Here is a 17,281-nt window from a genome sequence, read left to right as displayed (position 1 = left end):
GGCCTCTTCGTGTTTGAAGACGGACTGACTGCGGTGGGTCCGGTCACACGAGCGAACTCAGTTCGAGTGTCGCCTCGCGGGCCGGGCCGACGCCGATGGCGGAGATCGGGGCCCCTGCCATCTCCTCCAGGGTACGCACGTACCGCTGGGCGTTCTTGGGAAGATCGTCGAATCGGCGGACTCCGGTGATGTCCTCGGACCAGCCGTCGAGGTACTCGTACACGGGCACGGCGTGGTGGAACTCGGTCTGCGTCATGGGGATCTCGTCGTGGCGGACCCCGTCGACGTCGTAGGCCACGCACACGGGGATGCTGTCGAGGCCCGTGAGCACGTCGAGCTTGGTGAGGAAGAAGTCGGTGATGCCGTTGACCCGGGTCGCGTAGCGCGCGATGGGGGCGTCGAACCACCCGCACCGGCGGTCGCGGCCGGTGGTGACCCCGTACTCGCCGCCTTGGACGCGCAGCCAGTCGCCCTCCTCGCCGAGGAGCTCGGTGGGGAAGGGGCCGGAGCCAACGCGTGTGGTGTAGGCCTTGAGGATGCCGACGACCTTCGTGATGCGGGTGGGGCCCAGCCCGGCGCCCGCGGCCGCGCCGCCGGCGGTGGGGGAGGACGAGGTGACGAACGGGTAGGTGCCGTGGTCGATGTCCAGGAGCGTGCCCTGGGAGCCCTCAAGGTAGACCGTCTTGCCCTCGTCCAGGGCCCGGTTCAGGATCAGCGAGGTGTCGGCGACGTAGGGGCGCAGCCGCTCGGCGTAGCCCATGTACTCCTCGATGATCGGCTCGGCGTCCAGGGCGCGCCGGTTGAACACCTTGGTGAGGAGCTGGTTCTTGTCCTTCAGCGCCAGCTCGATCTTCTTGCGCAGGATCTTGGGGTCGAACATGTCCTGCACGCGCACGCCCTGCCGGGAGACCTTGTCGGCGTAGGTGGGGCCGATGCCGCGGCCGGTGGTGCCGATCCTGGCCTTGCCGAGGAAGCGCTCGCTGACCTTGTCCAGGGCCCGGTGGTAGGGCATGATCAGGTGCGCGTTCGCGGAGATGAGCAGGCGCGAGGTGTCCACACCGCGCTCGTCCAGGCCTTCGAGCTCCTCCAGGAGGACGCCCGGGTCGATGACGACGCCGTTGGCGATCACGGGCACGACGTTCGGGGAGAGGATGCCGGACGGCAGGAGGTGGAGGGCGTATTTCTGGTCGCCGATGACCACCGTGTGCCCGGCGTTGTTGCCACCCTGGTAGCGGACCACGTAGTCCACGCGGTCGCCGACAAGGTCGGTGGCCTTGCCCTTGCCCTCGTCGCCCCACTGGGCTCCCACGAGCGTGATGGCCGGCATTGGTCTCTACCTCTTCGATTCGACACCTTCGGGGTGGCCTACCCCCCCGAACATGGATGAACCCCTGGCGCAAGGCAGCGACAGGGGCCGTTGCGTATTGAGGGTACACGACCAGTGGTTTCCGGCCCCAGGGTCGCGTCCGTCCACAGCCTGTGGACGGAGTGCGGCTCACTTCAGCAGCGCCTCGGCGGCCTCGGTGCTGGACTCGCGCAGGAAGGTCGCGCAGCGCTCGGCCTCCTCCGTGTCGCCGATGCGGTCGGCGGCCGTGCTCAGCGCGTACAGGGCGCGCAGGAAGCCGCGGTTGGGCTCGTGGTCCCAGGGGATCGGGCCGTGCCCCTTCCAGCCGGAGCGGCGGAGCTGGTCCAGGCCGCGGTGGTAGCCGGTGCGCGCGTAGGCGTAGGCGGCCACGGGCTCGTCGGCCTCCAGGGCGTTCTCCGCCAGGCGGGCCCAGGCGGCGGAGTAGGTCGGGAAGCGTCCCGCGACGGCGGCGGGGTCGTCGGCCGCGGCCAGGGCCTCGCGGGCCTCGGGGTGGTCGGGCAGGCGGGTGGCGGGCGGCTCGCCCAACAGGTTCCGGTGCATGTCCATGGCCCCATCCTGCCACCGGGACGCGCCCCTTCCCGAAGAACGGGGGGTGCAGGGGCGCGCCCGGACGTGTTCCCGAGGGTCAGGACATCTTGTTGCCCGCCGACTTCAGGTGCTGCGCGGCCTCGACCACGCGGGCGGCCATGCCGGCCTCGGCCGCCTTGCCGTAGGAGCGGGGGTCGTAGGCCTTCTTGCTGCCGATCTCGCCGTCGACCTTGAGCACACCGTCGTAGTTGCGCATGACGTGGTCGACGATGGGACGCGTGAACGCGTACTGGGTGTCGGTGTCCACGTTCATCTTCACGACGCCGTACTCGATGGCCTCGTGGATCTCCTCCATGGAGGAGCCCGAGCCGCCGTGGAACACGAAGTCGAACGGCTGGTCCTTGCCGTGCTTGCTCCCGACGGCCTCCTGGGCCTCCTTGAGGACCTGCGGGCGCAGCTTCACGAAGCCGGGCTTGTAGGAGCCGTGCACGTTGCCGAAGGTCAGGGCGGTCATGTAGTAGCCCTTCTCGCCCAGGCCCAGGGCCTCGGCGGTGCGCAGGGCGTCCTCGGGGGTGGTGTACAGCTTCTCGTTGATCTCGCCGACGATGCCGTCCTCCTCGCCGCCGACGACGCCGACCTCGATCTCCAGGATCGTGTGGGCGGCCTTGGAGGCGGCCAGGAGCTCCTCGGCGATCCGGAGGTTCTCCTCCAGTTCGACCGCGGAGCCGTCCCACATGTGGGACTGGAAGAGCGGCTCCTGCCCGCGGGCGACGCGCTCCTTGGAGATCTCCAGCAGGGGGCGGACGAAGCCGTCGAGTTTGTTCTTCGGGCAGTGGTCGGTGTGCAGGGCGACGTTCACCGGGTACTTCTCGGCGGCCACGCGCGCGAACTCGGCGAAGGCGACCGAACCGGTGACCATGTCCTTGACCGTGGCCCCGGAGAGGAACTCGGCCCCGCCGGTGGAGATCTGGACGATGCCGTCGGACTCGGCCTCGGCGAAGCCTCGGAGGGCGGCGTGCAGCGTCTGGCTGGAGGTCACGTTGATGGCCGGGTAGGCGAAGCCCTGGGTCTTCGCGCGCTTCAGCATCTCGGTGTAGACCTCGGGACTGGCGATGGGCATGCGTACTCTCCCTGGATTCGTCCTGGAGCGAGCGGCCGCCGGGCGGTGCCCAGCGACATCCCACGTGCGTTCTCAGGCGGAGGCCGAACGCCGGGGAGGGCCCTGCGGGGGGTCCGGACGTCCGGTGGTGTCCGCCACGTGTCCCCCAAGTATCACGAATAAGCGGAGCCCCTGGAAAGGTCTAGACCAAAAAGTGCCTGGTCAGAGCCCTTGTTCGCGGTCCGTCGGCGTGTCGTCGCGATGGGGGTGGTGGGGCGTGTGGGAAGGTCTGTGACCTTCGGTGCTCAAGTGTCCGAGTTGATGATTTGGCAGGTATTCGGACGTATCCTGTCGCTTTTTCGCGTGATACGCGCTACATTCAACGCCGTGGGAAGGCATAGGAACGATCCAAAGGGCGTTGGTCAGGTGATGGCCATCGTCGGCGCCATCCTGCTCCTCGTCACACTGGTGGCTCTGGGGGGGTACTTCCTCTACCGCTCGCTGCCCAACACCAGCACCAGCATCAGCGCGAGCTCCTCCGACTCCTCCACGGATGTCGGGGACGAGGACATGGGCGCCCTCTACGTGCACGTCACCGGCGAGTCGAGCCGCGTGTTCGTCCGCGTGCCCGGCGGCGAGGTCCTCCACGACCAGGTGATAGAGCAGGGCCGCTCGATCGCCTTCCACGACGCCGAGGACGGCTTGGAGGTCACCATAGGGGACCCCGCCGCGGTCGACGTCTACGTCGAGGGCGCGATGGTCGACCTCCCCGACGAGGGCGAGGACCACAACCTCACCGTCCCCCCCACCGAGGACGAGTAGCCGGGGCCCGCAGGCCCCGGACCCTCACACGTCCAGTTCGGACACGTCGTACACCGCCCGGTACTCCAGGCCCTCGCCGATCACGCGCTCGCGCGCCCCGCGGTCCAGGATCAGCGCCACCGCGACGACCTCGGCTCCCTCCTCCCGCAGTGCCTCCACCGCGGTCAGCACCGAACCGCCCGTGGTCGAGGTGTCCTCCAGGGCCAGGACCCGCCGCCCCTTCACGTCCGGCCCCTCGATCCGGCGCTGCAACCCGTGCGCCTTGCCCGCCTTGCGCACCACGAAGGCGTCCAGGTCCCGCCCCCGCGCGCGGGCCGCGTGCAGCATGGCCGCGGCCACCGGGTCGGCCCCCAGGGTCAGCCCGCCCACGGCGTCGAACTCCAGGTCCGCGACGTTGTCCAGCATGACCGAGCCGACCAGCGGCGCGGCCTTCCCGTCCAGCGTCACCCGGCGCAGGTCGACGTAGTAGTCGGCCTCCAAGCCCGAGGACAGGGTCACCTTCCCGCGGACGACCGCCTTATCGTTGATCTGACGCAGGAGTTCATCACGTTCGCTCATGAGCAATGAGCCTAGGACACCGGGCGCAGGCGGCACGCACGGACCGCATCGCGCGAGCGCCCAGGTGGGGAGGGGTGGCCGTGCCGGGAACCGGGGACACCGTCCGGGTGGAGACGACCGTCGACAGCCGCGAGGGGGCGCAGCGGCTCGCGCGGTCGGTGATCGAACACGGGCTGGCCGCGTGCGCCCAGGTCGGCGGGCCGATCACCAGCTTCTACCGCTGGGAGGGCGCCGTCCAGGCCGACGAGGAGTGGACGGTGGTCGCCAAGACCGCCGCCGACCGGCTGGCCGACCTCACCGCGCACCTGCTGGAGGCGCACCCCTACGACGTCCCCGAGATCGTCGCCGTCCCGGTCGTGGGCGGCAACCCCGCCTACCTGGACTGGGTGCGCGACGAGACGCGCGGCGGCGCGGAGTGATCGCCGTCCTCCTCCCCCCGACCCTCGGCCGCCCCTCGCGCCTGCCCGGCCTGCCCGGCGCGCTCCCGGCCCTGGGGGTCGACCCGGTCCTGCCCGTGGCGGGCGCAGACGACCGCGCCCCCTACGCCGCGCGCTACGTCGCCCAGGCCAGCCTGGAGGTCAACCGGCTCGTCGGCACCGGGGAGCCGGTCGCGCTGGTCGCCGAGGGCGGTGCTGGGCCGCTCGTCGGGGCCGTGGGAGCGGCCCAGCGCGCGGCGCACAGGCCCGTGTTCGGCTACGTGCTGGTGGACTCGCTCCTGCCGCGCCCGGGCATCCCCACCCGCGCCGACCTCGAACGCGACCAGGGCGCGGAGGGGGACGCGGACGAGGGGCCGCCCGGTTACCGGTCGGAGCCGCTGCCGATGGTCGCCGACTGGCCGGACGCGCCCTGCGGCTACCTGCTCACCGACCCCGCCCGCGCCCACGCGGCCCGGCTCGCCCGCATGCGCGGATGGACGGTGAGTCAGGCCGGCCCCGGGGAGGCACCGGAGGCGCTCGCGGCGCTGCTGGCCGACCTGCGCGGCTGAGGCCGTGCTGACGTCTTCGTGGCGGCCGGTCGAGCCCTGCACCAGCACAGGGCTCGGCGTGTCACCGCGCCGTCGAGGTTCGCCCCAGGACGAAGATCAGCGCCGAGGTTCGCCCCAGGACGAACCTCGACTACACGACAACGCACCTCGACCCCGCGCGCCCGGGAGGCTTCCAGGGGTCCCGGGCGCGCGGAGACTAGGCGTCCCGGCGGCACCTTTGGGCGAGCCGGGCGCGCAGCGCGGCCGTATCCGGGGCGGTGATCTCCTCGAAGGCATCGCCGGGGCCGGACCGGCCGGGTGGGCGGTGGGCCACGTAGGTCACGGTGCCGTCGGGTGCGGTGCGGGTGGTGAGCACCCACCGGCCCTCCAGCACTTCGCCCAGGGCCCTGTCCAGGCTCACGTCGCCTGCCCCTTCCCCAGGTGTTCCAGGGGGGAGGTCCACACCAGCGGCGGCCGGTGCGGGTCGGGGCGGTCGGTGACCGCCACCCGTGTGAGGTGGCCCCGGGTGGCGGCGTAGACCGCGCGCCCTTCCAGGTTCGGACCGAGGTAGCGCAGGGCGGTTCCGTGTCCGCGTGCCCAGGCGGCGAGGTCGGCCAGGGTGGGCGGTTCGGCGATGTCGCAGACGTGGTTCATGTCAGACCACCCGCCGGATGGAGCGCGAGGGCTGCTCGGTGGCGGGCCGGGGCTTGCCGGGGGTCTGCGGCTTCGCCGGGGGCGGCGGCTCGGTGGTGTAGGCGACGGGCAGGCGTGAGAGGGCGCCGTCGACCATGTCCACCGCGCCGACCAGGTCGCCCGAATCGGCGGCGTAGGCGAGCGCCCGGCGCGCCGCCGCGCCCCGGTCGCGGACCAGTTCGAGGTAGGGCAGGTGGGCCTCGGGGCGGCCGGGCGGGGGCACGTCCAGGGCGTCGCGGACGGCCGCGAACAGGTCCGAGGTGGTGATGTCGATCATGCGGCGGCCCCCTGGAGGGTGAGCAGGCGGGCGAGGGCCTGGGCGAGCGGTGCGAGGTCTCCGGCCGGGTGGGCGTAGAAGCGCACGCGGCGGGCGCGGCGCGGGCGGCGCGGGGGCGGGACGGTGGATGCGAGCCGCCGCACGGGGCGGAGTTCGTCGTGTCGCAGGTAGCGCAAAGCGCACACCTCCAGGGGTGAGTGCCGCTGGATGGGCGGCGTGGGAACAACGGAACGGGTTACGGGACGAAGACGGCCCAGGCCGTACGGTCTCCGGACCGGTGGCGATGAGCGCCGAAACGGTCGGCCAACGCGGAGACCACGGCGAGGCCCTCCGGAGCGTCGGAATCGATACGGGTCCCATCAGCACGCGGATGCCGACCTCGCCGATCGTGGACCTCGATACGGACCGCCACACCGTGCTCCACGGTGATCGCGACGTCGGTGCTGCTGGATCGCACCGCCGACGTCACGAACTCGGTGAGGACCAACTCGACATCGGCCAGACGACTGAAGCCGCCTAGGAGCGCGGCAACGCCGTGTCGAGCGATCGGCACCATCGCGTCGTCGGACGGAAGACTGATCTGCTTGACCATGGCCATCCAAGCTGTACGTGCTGATTTAAAATCTGTACGTTCAGCTTGCTTTGGCACGTGCAGACTTGTCAAGCTGTTCGTGCAGATTGAACTCGTTGATCTCGACCGAGGAGTACGTCCGTGGCCCGCCCGACCTACCAGCGCGTCGCCGATACGTTGCGGCAGCGCATCATCACGGGCGACTACGCACCCGGCGACAGACTCCCCTCTCGACAGGATCTGGCCACCGAGTTCGACGTGGGTATGCGCGTCGCGGCCGATGCCGTGCAGCAGCTCGTCGCCGAGGGGTACGTCGTCTCACGCTCGGGGTCGGGTAGCTATGTCCGGTCACGCCCGCCCATGCGGCGTCTCACCCGGTCCTGGTATCGCGAGGCCCGTGGCGGTTCGCCGTTTCGCGCAGACATGGCGGCCCAGGCGGTGCGCGGCGGCTGGGAGTCCTCCTCCGAGTCCACCGTCGCGGCCGAGACGATCGCGCACCGGCTCGCCATCGCCCCCGATGATCCGGTGATGCGCACCCGGTACATCTTCACCGGTGACGGCGAACCGGTGATGCTCTCCACATCGTGGGAGCCACTGGAGATCACACGCGGCACCGAGATCGTGTTGCCGGAGGACGGGGCGCATGCCGGTCGGGGGGTCGTCGAGCGTATGCGGGTCATCGGAGAGCGCATCGTGCAGGCGGGAGAGATCGTCACCGCGCGTCCGGCCGACGCAGAGGAGGCCGAGGAGCTGCGGATCGCACGTGGCAGCGTGGTGCTGGTGATCCAGCGGACCTATTACACCGAGGACCGCCCGGTTGAGACCGCTGACATCGTGGTGCCCCCGGACCGGTACGAGCTCGCGTACATGATCCCTGTCGGCCAGGACGGGACATGAGAAAGGGGTCCGGGTGAGACCGGACCCCCGAGGCACATTCCCATGTGCCGTTGTTCCCGTCCGCCACACTAGCCCCTGGCGTTCTCCGCGGCTCTGGGGCGGCTGTTGAGTGAGCCCCGCGCACGCGGGGATGGCCCCAGAGCGGGGAGGGGGAGGTGCTCGCGGAGCTACTGGCCGCCCTGGACGGCTGAGATCGTCCCCGGCCTGGGACGGGCGCCGTTTCGAGTCCCTAAGCGGCTTCTGCACCTACCGGGCGGGGAGCGCGATTTCTTGTACGACGATCGCCCGATGGTGACGCTCTGAGAGGTGGAGCTATGAGGACCATGACCTACTCCGAATCCCGGGCCAACTACGCCGCCACGCTGGACTCCGTGATCGACGACCGGGAGGAGGTCGTCATCACCAGAACGGGCCGTGAGCCCGTGGTGATGATGGCGCTTTCGGAGTACGAAACCCTCAGAGAGACCGCCTACCTCCTCCGCAGCCCCGAGAATGCTCGCCGCCTGGTCACCGCGATCGAGGACCTGGAAGCCGCCCGTGGAATCGAGCGGGAGCTGAGTGAGTGAAGGTCTGAGCGGAGGCCGGGCTCCGCACCCTTACGGGAGCGGGACCCGACCTCACCCCTCCTCGGTGGCCTCCCGAAGCGCGGTCTGCATCAGGCGGGCCGAACCGCCGCGCGGCACCCACTTGCCGCGCCCCGGGGGCTGAGGTGAGGCGTACAGGCGCGGCAGCAACTGCCCCTCGCTGCGGTCGCCCGACATCACCAGGGCCGCCGTGCCGATCTCCCGCATCGACTGCACCAGCGGGTCGAACAGGCCGCGCCCCGCACCGGCCACCCGGCGCGCCACGACGAAGTGCAGGCCCACGTCGCGCCCGTTGGGCACGAACGGCACGAACGGCGCCAGCGGCTTCTGCCCCGCCGTCGTGAGCACGTCGTAGTCGTCGGCCAGCACCACGATCCGCGGCCCCTTGAACGACCCCGGCTCCACGGCGTCCAGGTCGCCGTCCTCGGGCATGCGGCCCTCCACCTCCTTGGCCACACCGCCCGCGAGCCCCGCGCACACCCGCGGACTGCTCGCGTACCCACCCATGTACTCCTCGGGCACCACGTGGCGCAGGGTGCGCCGCGGGTCCATGACGGCGAACACCACCTCGTCGGAGTGGTACCGCGCCACGATCGACTCGGCGACCAGCCGCAGCAGGTTGGTCTTCCCCGACCCGCCGTCCCCCAGGACCAGCAGGTTCTGGTCGGTGTCGAACAGGTCGAGCAGCACCGGCTCCAGCGCCCGCTCGTCCACCCCGATCGGGACGCGCTTGGGCTCGGCACCGGCCGCGGGCAGGGCGTCCACCGGCAGCCGGTGCGGCAGGATCCGCACCTTCGGCGCGCGTTCGCCCCGCCAGGACTCGTCCACGGCCCGCACGGCCCGCTCCACGACCCCGCCTAGGTCCTCGTCGTCGGCCACCCCGTCGAACCGGGGCAGCGCCACCTGTCCGAACAGCTCCGTGTCCGTCAGCACCCGGCCCGACGCCTTCGCGCCGATCGTCTCCGCCAGCTTGCGGTCGATCGTGGACTCCGACGGGTCGTTGAGGCGCAGCTCCACCTTCTGCCCGAAGTTCGACTGCGCGGCGATGCGCACGTCGTTCCAGCGCAGCATCCCCGCCACCACGTGGATACCGAACCCGCCGCCGCGTTGCAGCAGGTCGGTGACCATGGGGTCGATCTCCTCGAAGTCCTTGCGGATGGCGCCGAACCCGTCCACGCACAGCACCACGTCGGCGCTGGCCAGTTCGGGGACGTCGCCGCGCGCGTGCATGCGGCGCAGCTGCTGCACCGAGTCGATGCCCCGGTCGCGGAACACCCGCTGCCGGTGGTCGAGCATCCCGCGCAGCTCCTCCACGGTGCGCCGGATCCGCTCGGAGTCGGTGCGCACGGCCACGCCGCCCACGTGCGGCAGGCCCGCCAGCGACTGGAGGCCGCCGCCGACCAGGTCCAGGCCGTACACCGCGACCTGCCGGGGGGTGTGGGTGAGGGCCAGCGACAGCACGAGCGTGCGCAGCAGGGTGGTCTTGCCGCTCTGCGGGCCGCCGATGACCGCCACGTGTCCGCCCGAGGCGGTCAGGTCCAGCTCCCACACCCCCTGCCACTGCTTGGTGGCGTCGTCCAGCAGCCCGACGGGGACGTGCAGCGGCTCCCGGTCGCCGGGGAGCCGCAGCCCCTCCCCGAGGTCCTGCGGCTCCCCGACCACCGCGTCCAGGGTGGTCGCGGACGGCAGCGGCGGCAGCCAGATCGCGCGCGTGCGCTCGCCGTGCCGGGAGAACTGCCCGACCATCACGTCCAGCAGGGTCGGGCCGACGGTCCGGGAGGGCATCGGCGAGCTCTCCGCGGTCGGCGCCGAAGCGGGGGCCTTCGCGTCCTCCTCGGCGGTGTTGTAGGCGGTGTAGCGCCGCACCGTAGGGGCGGCGTCGGCGTCCTCCTCCTCGGCCACCGGGCCGCGGTAGGCGCCGGACACGTAGCCCGCCTTGAACCTCTGGTAGACGCTGGTGTCCACCTTCAGGTAGCCGAAGCCGGGCAGCGACGGCAGGTGGAAGGCGTCGGGGGTGTTGAGCACGGTCCGGCTCTCCTCCTCGGAGAAGGTCCGCAGCCCCAGCCGGTAGGACAGGTAGGTGTCCAGGCCGCGCAGCTTGCCGCCCTCGATGCGCTGGCTCGACAGCAGCAGGTGGACGCCGATGCTGCGGCCGATGCGCCCGATGGACAGGAACAGCTCGATGAAGTCGGGGCGCGCGGTGAGCAGTTCGCCGAACTCGTCGATGATGACCAGCAGGTGCGGCAGCGGCGGCAGGCTCGGGTCGTGCTCGCGCTTGAACGCGTAGTCGCCGATGTTGGAGACGTTGCCCGCGTCGCGCAGCACCTGCTGGCGGCGCTGCACCTCGCCCGACAGGCTCGCGTACACGCGCTCGATGAGCGCGGCGTCGTCCTCCAGGTTGGTGATGACGCCCGCCACGTGCGGCATGTCCTCGAACGGGGCGAAGGTTGCGCCGCCCTTGTAGTCGACCAGCACCATGCTCACCCGTTCGGGCGGGTGGGAGCCGGCCAGCGCCAGGACCAGCGTGCGCAGCATCTCGCTCTTGCCCGAACCCGTGGCGCCCACGCACAGCCCGTGCGGCCCCATGCCGAGCTGGGCCGACTCCTTGAGGTCGAGGACGACCGGCTGCCCCATGTCGTCCACCCCGATCGGCACGCGCAGGAACGCGCGCTCGCTGCGCGGCGACCACAGGCGCTGGACGTCCATGTCGCCGGGGTCGTGCACCCCCATGAGCGAGGGGAAGTCGACGTTGCCGCCCTCCTGCGCGGACTCCTCGACCGACTCCGGGGAGAGCCGCAGCGGTGCGAGCATGCGGGCCAGGCCGCCCAGGGTGGCGTCGGAGACGTCGTCCACGGTGCCGGTGGTGACCACCGGGTCGCTGCCGCGCAGCTCCTCCACCCGCACCCGGTCGCCGTCGACGGTGACGCGCACGTTCACGTCGCCGGGCTCGTCGACCTGGCGCGACACCAGGTGCAGGACGGTCGTGCCCAGGTCGGCCGGGTCGATCGTGTGGTCGGGGCGCACCAGCTCGGCGGCCACCGAACCGTGGGTGTCGTGGACCACCAGGAGGCGGCGCAGCATCTGGTAGGCCTCGCGCCTGCCCACGCCGCGCCGCACCTCGGAGGCGAAGTCGGTGCGCGAGCGCAGTTCGTCGGAGAGCAGCACGCCCAGCTTGGCGGGGTCGGGGGCGATCAGGCGGACGGCGGCGCCGCCCTCGCGCCGCTGCGGGTCCAGGGCCTGGGGCAGCCACGGGAGCCAGGACCAGTCCTCCTCGCGCTCGGCGGGGTAGGAGACGGCGAGGGCGGCGTCCTCGGGGGCGTGGAAGGCGGCGAACTGGGCGGCCAGGGCGCGGACGAGGCGCATGACGTCCGCGCGCTCGCCGATGACGCTGACGTTCCCGGCCATGTCCAGGGGCAGGGTCAGCGGCATGTCCGGGATGGACGAGAACCGGGCGATCGCGGCCTGTGCCTCGGAGAGCATGAAGGGGTCCGTGGGGGTCAGGGCGGTGCCCTGTTCCGCGAGCCGCAGGTGGCGGCCCTCGGTCAGGCCGGTGCCCACGCGCACCCGGAGGAAGTCGCGGTGCCTGCGGCGGCGCTCCCACAGCCGGGTGGGGTCGCGGACGATGTCGTAGAGCGCCTCGGGCGGCGGGTCGAGGAGGCGCGAGTGGGCCCGGGTGCTCCGCTCCCACTCGCTGAGCCCCTCCCGGAGCTCCTCCAGGTACTCCAGGTAGAGGTCGCGCTGGTTGCGGCGCTGCCGTCCGACCTGGCCGCGGCGGGAGAACAGCATGGCCAGGGCGCCGAGGAGGGCGACGCACAGCATCACGGCGCCCAGCGCCATGAACGCCGGGTTGCGCATCACCATCATGATGGTCAGCGACGCCATCATGCCCACCATCGGCAGGACGGTCATGAGCGGGTTGCCCTGGGCCTTGCCGTCGGGGAGCGTGGGCGGGGCCTCCACCTCGTGCGGTTCCTGAACCGGGGCGGGGTGGACGACCCGTGTCGGCCGGTGCACGACGCGAATGCTCATCGGTGACCTCTCGGCTCGGGATGGGGGCGGGGCGCGGCGGAGCGCCGGTGAACCCTATCGAACGGGTTCGGCGGGGCCGCTCGGGTGCAAGTGGTTCATGAGGGCGGTGAAGCGCTCCCAGGCGTCGGGTTCCGTGCCGTCGCCGACGCGGAACCACACGGCGGGGGTCAGGGGCGGTCCGAGGGCGGCGCCGTCCACGGGCGCGGCCAGGGCGTGCTCGGCGCCGACTGAGGAGACCGCCTCGGAGCCCAGCGCCAGGCCCACGGGGACGGGCAGCCCCGACCAGCGGGGCGGCTGGGTGAGGTCGGGCCGTCCGGTGAGGCGGCGCACGGTGGCGTTCTGGAGCACGTCGCGCGAGACGAGTTCCTCCAGGACCGGTTCCAGTGCCGCGAACCCGGGTTCCTCGCCGGAGGCGTAGCCGACGGTGAACGCGATGTTCTCCCGCACGCCGCCGGAGGTGCGGCTCACCCGCTGGGTCCCGGCGAAGGGCCGGACCCCCTCCTCTCGCACGCTCTCCGGGGGTCCGCTGAACAGGACCAGGGTCCGGGAGGGCATGCGCTGGCGGCAGGTCCGGGTCAGACGCTCCCTGTCCCAGGGCTGGGTGTGGGGCTCGCCGGTGCCCCACAGGCAGGGGAGGGCGCCGCCCAGCGCCTCGGAGAGCAGTTCGGCGGTGCCGCCCAGGAGCAGGTCCCCGCTCGGCGGGTGCTCCACGTTGACCTCGACCGCCAGGTGCGGGCCCAGGCCCTCCCCGGAGTCGCGGAAACAGGGGTGCGGGCCGTCCTCGGCGGAGGCGCCCGGGTCCACCGCGAACCCGGCCTCCCCGTCCCAGGCCAGCGGCACCCCGGAGAAGCCGTCGTAGTGGGTGCCGTCCGGTGCCTGGACGGCCCATCGGGAGGCGGGGCTGCTCAGGAGGGAGCGCAGGGCGTGGGTGAGGCGGCTGGTGGAGGGCGTGACGACCTGGAGGCGGCGGCCCTCGCGGCCGTACCGGGCCACGGCGTCCAGGATCCACGGGGAGAGGGGGACCAGGGGGCGGTCCGCCGCGACCACGAACGCCCTCTCGGTGAGGGCGCTGACGGCCGGATGGCCGGTGCCGCCGCCGAAGGGGACGCGGGCGCGGTCCAGGCGGCGCGGCGGCTCCCACAGCACGCCGTCGTGCTCGTCGGCCAGGAACCGGGCGAAGCGGCGGACCACGCCGGCGGTGTCGGTGCCGGGGACGTCGGCGCCCCGGGCCTCCACCCAGTACGGCTGCGCGGGCAGGTCGTCGCAGGTGCCCTCGTCCAGCAGCCGGTCGGCCTCGGCGGACATCCCGAGCCGCTGGGCGGCCTGCACCGCGGCCACGGTGCGCCCGTCGGCGTCGCGCAGTTCGACCACCGCGCCGTCGGCGACGAGGCGGACCCTCAGATCCGGCCCGGCCTGGACCAGGGCCTTCGTCAGGGAGCGCCGGCCGGGCGGGCGGGACAGCAGGGCGACCACGTCGTAGCTCACGGGGGCTCCTCATACGGTGCGGGGGCGCGGGCGGCCGGGGCCGCGCGCTTCACTGGTGTTTCTCCGGATACTGAAGTTTTCTCTGTGGCCAGCGGAGATTCTGGCGAAAAGGTGTGTGTTCTGTCCACAGGCGCGGGGTCGAGCATATTCTCTGTCGGTGCCCGCTTGTATGATTTGAATTCCCTTTGAGGGCGATCGCGGGCTCTTTGTAGGATTCCCAGGGCTCCACAGAACCACGACGGTGCCGCGTACGTCTTCATCCTTGGAGGCGACCGCCTCGCGAGGACCCCCGAGGAAAGCAGGTGAACGGATGTCACGCTGGGACGTCGGCGAATCGACCCTGGCCAGCCTGGGGCAGCGGACCGCCGGAAGCGGCGATGAACTGGCAGGTCTCATCACACAACTGGTGGCGGCGGCCGAACCGCTGGCCGGTAAGTTCGACGGCCCCGGAAAGGCCGCCTTCGACTCCTTCAAACAGCGGGCCGATGCCATCACCGCTGATCTGCGGGCCGGGCTCGGCTCCATCAACGAGGGTCAGTCGGGAATGAACGCGGCCTTCCAGACCGCGGGTCAGACCATGGCCGACGATGCCAACCAGAACATGTCCGCGGCCAACTTCGACGCCGCCAAGTTCAAGTAGCCCCTCACCGCCCCGAACGAAGGAGCCCCTCAGATGTCCAACGGACGGAACGCCTTCGACACCGGCGCCTCGGCCGAGGTCCAGGGCAACATCAGCGCCATCACCACCCGGCTTGAGGCGATCATCGGTGAGCACGACACCGACGTCAGCAACGCCCTGGCCGACTTCGAGGCCGACGGTGTCTCCGAGGAGTACAGCGAGAAGGAACTCAAGTGGCACCTGGCCGCCAACGAGGTCCGTGAGATCATCCGCCTCGTGCGTGACACGCTGGAGACCAACGACGCCACCGCGCAGGAGTCCCTGAGCCGCGCCAGCGCGGCCGTCGCCAACATCTGACCGAACCCGGGACAGGCGGCGGGGCCGTCCGTGACCCAGAAGCCGAGGAGTGCCGTTGGCCCGCGACTACGACAACCAGTTGCTGGAGTCCGTCGCGGTGCGCCGCCAGCGCCTGCGCGAGGCGGTCCTCTTCGGCGGGCAGCGGACGCGCCGCCGCCTGGACGAGAACATCGGCAAGGTCGTCATCAGCGCCTGCCTCGCCGCCGTGGCCTGCGGTGCCACCGTCGGCTGGTCCTTCGTGTCGAGCACGCTCAGCGACCAGCGGATCGAACAGGAGCAGGCCGCCTCCGGCCCCGCCGCCGACGCCGTTCCCGAACTCCCGGGGGGCTGGATCGGCACCGAGGTCACTCTGGACACGGCCCGCGAGGAACTGGACGCGGCGGGCGTCCCCGAGAGCCTGTACGTCCTCCCCGGCGACACCCGCCCCGCGCCGGGGACCCTCGACAGCTACTACCTGCTGGCCGAGACCGCCGAGGGCGACCTGCACGCCTCCGTCATCGACTTCGACCAGGGCCGGACCGGCCTCACCTTCCGCACCGAGGACGAGGCGGCCCGCTGGCTGTACCGGGAACTGGCCACCACGGAGGCCGATCCGGCGGCCCTGGACCCGGCCGGGGAGCGGGAGGCCGCCGAGGCCACCGCCGAACTCGTCACCGAGGTGCGCGACAGCCTCGCCGAACGCAGCGGCGACGCCTACCGGCACACGCTGGAGGTGGGCACCCTCGTCGACGCCTTCGGCCAGGAGAGCGGGCGGTTGCTCTCCCCCGACGGCACCCCCTTCACCGAGCGCGGCCTGCCCGAGTACACCCGGACGGGCCCCGACGGCGAGGACCTCTACCACCGCTACCGCGTCATCCACCCCTTCCAGGTGAGCGCCACCACCGCCCCGCCCAGCGGCTCGGTGGAGGGCGGCGGTGTCCGCTTCACCCTGGACGGCACCGGGTTCGGCCAGGCGACCCCCGCCCCCACCGTGCGCTGGCTGATCGGCCACGGCTACCTTGAACGCATCGCCGTGGACGACATACCCTCCTGAACCGTCGTATACGGGATCGGGAGTCCGAACCCGGCGGCGCCCCCCGTCGGCCGCACGATTGGACACTCATGACCGCTTGGAGCCGGGTCACGCTCGTCGGTGAGGAGCGCCGGGTGGACGCCGTCCTGCCCGCGTCGGAACCGGTGGGCGCGCTGATGCCCGAGGTGCTCGACCTCCTCGGCGACGAGGTGCGCAACCCGGCCCGGCTGCGGCACCTGGTCACCGCCTCCGGAGCGGTCCTGGAGGGCGACACCACACTCGCGGACCGGCAGATCACCGACGGAGCGGTGCTGCGGCTGGTCAGCGCGGAGGACCCCGTGCCCGCACCCGTGGTCCACGAGGTGCCCGAGGCCGTGTCCATGGCCCTGGACGGGCACCCCGGACGGTGGACCCCGGCCGCGGCCCGGTGGACGTCCACGTTCGCGCTGGTCGTGCTCACCCTGTGCGCGGGCTGGCTGGTCCGGGAGCAGGCGTCGGACACCGCCGCCCTCGTCGCCGTCGGCGCGGTCGCCGCCCTCCTGGTCGCCGTGGGCGCCGCGATCGGACCGACCTGGCGCGAACCCCTGGGAACGGCGTTCGCGATGAGCGGGACCGCGGCGGGCGTCCTGGCCCTGTGGCTGGCCCGCGGCCTTTACGACTGGCCCGCCTGGACGTTCTGGGCGGGGTCGGCCGCCCTGGTCTCCGCCCTGGTGCTGCTGCTCGGGCTCACCTCCGGCCTGGGTCGGGGCGGGCTCACCGGCGGCGGTGTGGGCTTGGCGCTCGCCGCACTGTGGTCGGCGTGCGCCCTGCTGGGGCTGCCGGGCCACCGGATCGCCGTGATCGCGGCGGTGGCCTGCGTGGTGCTCCTGAGCCTGCTGCTCCGGCTGGCCCTGATGTTCTCCGGGCTGACCGTCCTCGACGACGACCGGGGTGCGGGGGGATCGGTCACCCGTGCCGACGTCCTCAGCTCCGTGGCCGGGGCGCACCGTAGCCTCGTCATCGCCACCGTCGGGGTGGCGGTCGCCGCCGCCGTCGCCGGGGCGGGCCTGGCCGCGGAGTTCGACGTGTGGACGGGCTGCCTGGCCGCCGTCCTGGCCGGGGTGGTCGCCAGCAGGGCCCGCCTGTTCCCCCTCATCGCCCAGAAGGCCGTACTCGTCGCCGCGAGCCTGTCGGTGCTCGTGAGCGCCCTGACCGCGCTCGCCGGGGCCGTCGCGTGGGGCGTGTGGCCGGCGCTGGGCGTCGCGGCGGCGGTCGCGGTCATCCCCGCGGTGGCCCTGTCCATCGAGCAGCCCGAACACGTGCGGGCCCGGCTGCGCGGCGTCACCAGCCGGTTCGAGGCGGTCGCGGTGGTCGCCATGATCCCACTGGCCATCGGTGCGTTCGGTACCTACGAGCGGCTGCTCGCCACGTTCTGACCTGG

Annotated in this window: 20 protein-coding genes; 9 read left to right on the top strand and 11 right to left on the bottom strand. The window is 72.1% G+C overall.

The window, feature by feature from the left end:
* Positions 1 to 43: 43 nt before the first annotated feature.
* The 3 genes from ACFHWE_RS18510 to fbaA form a co-directional block, all read right to left on the bottom strand.
* A complete protein-coding gene (locus tag ACFHWE_RS18510; RefSeq protein ID WP_416602931.1) occupies positions 44 to 1,327 on the bottom strand; it encodes an adenylosuccinate synthase in 1,284 nt (427 codons plus the stop codon).
* A gap of 168 nt (positions 1,328 to 1,495) precedes the next feature.
* The gene (locus ACFHWE_RS18505) at positions 1,496 to 1,912 is read right to left on the bottom strand and encodes a DUF3151 domain-containing protein (protein ID WP_416602930.1); all 417 of its coding nucleotides are present in this window, start codon (positions 1,910 to 1,912) and stop codon (positions 1,496 to 1,498) included.
* Positions 1,913 to 1,991: 79 nt separating this feature from the next.
* Positions 1,992 to 3,014, bottom strand: coding sequence for a class II fructose-bisphosphate aldolase (gene fbaA / locus ACFHWE_RS18500; RefSeq protein ID WP_416602929.1), 1,023 nt, complete (start codon positions 3,012 to 3,014; stop codon positions 1,992 to 1,994).
* A gap of 408 nt (positions 3,015 to 3,422) precedes the next feature.
* On the opposite strand from fbaA, the gene ACFHWE_RS18495 reads away from it, so the two are divergent.
* Positions 3,423 to 3,815, top strand: a complete 393-nt coding sequence (locus ACFHWE_RS18495) for a RodZ domain-containing protein (RefSeq protein WP_416602928.1) — start codon at positions 3,423 to 3,425, stop codon at positions 3,813 to 3,815.
* Positions 3,816 to 3,839: 24 nt separating this feature from the next.
* Here the strand turns inward: ACFHWE_RS18495 and pyrE are convergent, their stop codons facing one another.
* Positions 3,840 to 4,373, bottom strand: a complete 534-nt coding sequence (gene pyrE, locus ACFHWE_RS18490; RefSeq protein WP_416602927.1) for an orotate phosphoribosyltransferase — start codon at positions 4,371 to 4,373, stop codon at positions 3,840 to 3,842.
* An 80-nt stretch (positions 4,374 to 4,453) separates the two neighbouring features.
* Between pyrE and cutA the strand changes: the two genes are divergently transcribed.
* Together cutA and ACFHWE_RS18480 are read left to right on the top strand one after the other, a co-directional pair.
* A complete protein-coding gene (gene cutA, locus ACFHWE_RS18485; protein ID WP_416602926.1) occupies positions 4,454 to 4,792 on the top strand; it encodes a divalent-cation tolerance protein CutA in 339 nt (112 codons plus the stop codon).
* Positions 4,789 to 5,358 (top strand): hypothetical protein, encoded by a 570-nt coding sequence (locus ACFHWE_RS18480; RefSeq protein WP_416602925.1) that lies wholly within the window; start codon positions 4,789 to 4,791, stop codon positions 5,356 to 5,358. Before cutA ends, ACFHWE_RS18480 begins: the two co-directional genes overlap by 4 nt.
* Positions 5,359 to 5,554: 196 nt before the next feature.
* Here ACFHWE_RS18480 and ACFHWE_RS18475 read toward each other — a convergent pair whose 3' ends face one another.
* Genes ACFHWE_RS18475 through ACFHWE_RS18455 form a run of 5 tightly spaced genes read right to left on the bottom strand, consistent with a single transcriptional unit; the run spans position 5,555 to position 6,899 of the window.
* Entirely contained in the window at positions 5,555 to 5,758 is a 204-nt protein-coding gene (locus ACFHWE_RS18475) for a hypothetical protein (protein WP_416602924.1), read from the bottom strand.
* Positions 5,755 to 5,991: a hypothetical protein gene (locus tag ACFHWE_RS18470; protein ID WP_416602923.1), complete on the bottom strand. Its 237-nt coding sequence runs from the start codon at positions 5,989 to 5,991 to the stop codon at positions 5,755 to 5,757. The genes ACFHWE_RS18475 and ACFHWE_RS18470 overlap by 4 nt, the downstream gene beginning before the upstream one ends.
* Position 5,992: 1 nt before the next feature.
* On the bottom strand, positions 5,993 to 6,307 hold the full coding sequence (locus tag ACFHWE_RS18465) for a hypothetical protein (protein WP_416602922.1): 315 nt from the start codon (positions 6,305 to 6,307) through the stop codon (positions 5,993 to 5,995).
* Positions 6,304 to 6,483, bottom strand: a complete 180-nt coding sequence (locus tag ACFHWE_RS18460) for a hypothetical protein (protein ID WP_416598951.1) — start codon at positions 6,481 to 6,483, stop codon at positions 6,304 to 6,306. The genes ACFHWE_RS18465 and ACFHWE_RS18460 overlap by 4 nt, the downstream gene beginning before the upstream one ends.
* Before the next feature lie 59 nt (positions 6,484 to 6,542).
* On the bottom strand, positions 6,543 to 6,899 hold the full coding sequence (locus ACFHWE_RS18455; protein WP_416602921.1) for an ATP-binding protein: 357 nt from the start codon (positions 6,897 to 6,899) through the stop codon (positions 6,543 to 6,545).
* A 120-nt stretch (positions 6,900 to 7,019) separates the two neighbouring features.
* Between ACFHWE_RS18455 and ACFHWE_RS18450 the strand changes: the two genes are divergently transcribed.
* Positions 7,020 to 7,775: a GntR family transcriptional regulator gene (locus ACFHWE_RS18450; RefSeq protein WP_416602920.1), complete on the top strand. Its 756-nt coding sequence runs from the start codon at positions 7,020 to 7,022 to the stop codon at positions 7,773 to 7,775.
* Positions 7,776 to 8,089: 314 nt separating this feature from the next.
* A complete protein-coding gene (locus ACFHWE_RS18445; RefSeq protein WP_416602919.1) occupies positions 8,090 to 8,341 on the top strand; it encodes a type II toxin-antitoxin system Phd/YefM family antitoxin in 252 nt (83 codons plus the stop codon).
* 51 nt (positions 8,342 to 8,392) lie between these two features.
* Here the strand turns inward: ACFHWE_RS18445 and eccCa are convergent, their stop codons facing one another.
* On the bottom strand, positions 8,393 to 12,388 hold the full coding sequence (eccCa, locus tag ACFHWE_RS18440; protein WP_416602918.1) for a type VII secretion protein EccCa: 3,996 nt from the start codon (positions 12,386 to 12,388) through the stop codon (positions 8,393 to 8,395).
* Positions 12,389 to 12,442: 54 nt separating this feature from the next.
* Positions 12,443 to 13,873 carry a DUF6177 family protein gene (locus ACFHWE_RS18435; RefSeq protein WP_416602917.1) on the bottom strand — a complete coding sequence of 477 codons (1,431 nt, stop codon included), beginning with the start codon at positions 13,871 to 13,873 and terminating at the stop codon, positions 12,443 to 12,445.
* Positions 13,874 to 14,183: 310 nt separating this feature from the next.
* Between ACFHWE_RS18435 and ACFHWE_RS18430 the strand changes: the two genes are divergently transcribed.
* The 4 genes from ACFHWE_RS18430 to eccD all read left to right on the top strand — a co-directional run bounded on the left by ACFHWE_RS18430 (position 14,184) and on the right by eccD (position 17,276).
* The gene (locus tag ACFHWE_RS18430) at positions 14,184 to 14,513 is read left to right on the top strand and encodes a hypothetical protein (protein ID WP_416602916.1); all 330 of its coding nucleotides are present in this window, start codon (positions 14,184 to 14,186) and stop codon (positions 14,511 to 14,513) included.
* Positions 14,514 to 14,546: 33 nt separating this feature from the next.
* Positions 14,547 to 14,849, top strand: coding sequence for a pore-forming ESAT-6 family protein (locus ACFHWE_RS18425; RefSeq protein ID WP_416602915.1), 303 nt, complete (start codon positions 14,547 to 14,549; stop codon positions 14,847 to 14,849).
* 55 nt (positions 14,850 to 14,904) lie between these two features.
* Positions 14,905 to 15,882: a TNT domain-containing protein gene (locus ACFHWE_RS18420; protein ID WP_416602914.1), complete on the top strand. Its 978-nt coding sequence runs from the start codon at positions 14,905 to 14,907 to the stop codon at positions 15,880 to 15,882.
* 68 nt (positions 15,883 to 15,950) lie between these two features.
* Positions 15,951 to 17,276: a type VII secretion integral membrane protein EccD gene (eccD, locus tag ACFHWE_RS18415; RefSeq protein ID WP_416602913.1), complete on the top strand. Its 1,326-nt coding sequence runs from the start codon at positions 15,951 to 15,953 to the stop codon at positions 17,274 to 17,276.
* Positions 17,277 to 17,281: the final 5 nt, after the last annotated feature.

This window comes from Nocardiopsis sp. LOL_012 (assembly GCF_048060475.1).
Lineage (GTDB): Bacteria > Actinomycetota > Actinomycetes > Streptosporangiales > Streptosporangiaceae > Nocardiopsis.
The sequence above is the reverse complement of the archived record's forward strand: the minus strand, read 5'-3'. Positions and strand labels throughout refer to the sequence as shown.

What these genes read in the sequence shown, in the direction of transcription:
- ACFHWE_RS18465 (WP_416602922.1), bottom strand. Translation starts at nt 6,307, where the DNA reads ATGATCGACATCACCACCTCGGACCTGTTCGCGGCCGTCCGCGACGCC.
- ACFHWE_RS18425 (WP_416602915.1), top strand. Translation starts at nt 14,547, where the DNA reads ATGTCCAACGGACGGAACGCCTTCGACACCGGCGCCTCGGCCGAGGTC.
- ACFHWE_RS18430 (WP_416602916.1), top strand. Translation starts at nt 14,184, where the DNA reads ATGTCACGCTGGGACGTCGGCGAATCGACCCTGGCCAGCCTGGGGCAG.
- ACFHWE_RS18505 (WP_416602930.1), bottom strand. Translation starts at nt 1,912, where the DNA reads ATGGACATGCACCGGAACCTGTTGGGCGAGCCGCCCGCCACCCGCCTG.
- fbaA (WP_416602929.1), bottom strand. Translation starts at nt 3,014, where the DNA reads ATGCCCATCGCCAGTCCCGAGGTCTACACCGAGATGCTGAAGCGCGCG.
- pyrE (WP_416602927.1), bottom strand. Translation starts at nt 4,373, where the DNA reads ATGAGCGAACGTGATGAACTCCTGCGTCAGATCAACGATAAGGCGGTC.
- ACFHWE_RS18445 (WP_416602919.1), top strand. Translation starts at nt 8,090, where the DNA reads ATGAGGACCATGACCTACTCCGAATCCCGGGCCAACTACGCCGCCACG.
- eccD (WP_416602913.1), top strand. Translation starts at nt 15,951, where the DNA reads ATGACCGCTTGGAGCCGGGTCACGCTCGTCGGTGAGGAGCGCCGGGTG.
- eccCa (WP_416602918.1), bottom strand. Translation starts at nt 12,388, where the DNA reads ATGAGCATTCGCGTCGTGCACCGGCCGACACGGGTCGTCCACCCCGCC.
- ACFHWE_RS18455 (WP_416602921.1), bottom strand. Translation starts at nt 6,899, where the DNA reads ATGGTCAAGCAGATCAGTCTTCCGTCCGACGACGCGATGGTGCCGATC.
- ACFHWE_RS18510 (WP_416602931.1), bottom strand. Translation starts at nt 1,327, where the DNA reads ATGCCGGCCATCACGCTCGTGGGAGCCCAGTGGGGCGACGAGGGCAAG.
- ACFHWE_RS18495 (WP_416602928.1), top strand. Translation starts at nt 3,423, where the DNA reads ATGGCCATCGTCGGCGCCATCCTGCTCCTCGTCACACTGGTGGCTCTG.
- ACFHWE_RS18470 (WP_416602923.1), bottom strand. Translation starts at nt 5,991, where the DNA reads ATGAACCACGTCTGCGACATCGCCGAACCGCCCACCCTGGCCGACCTC.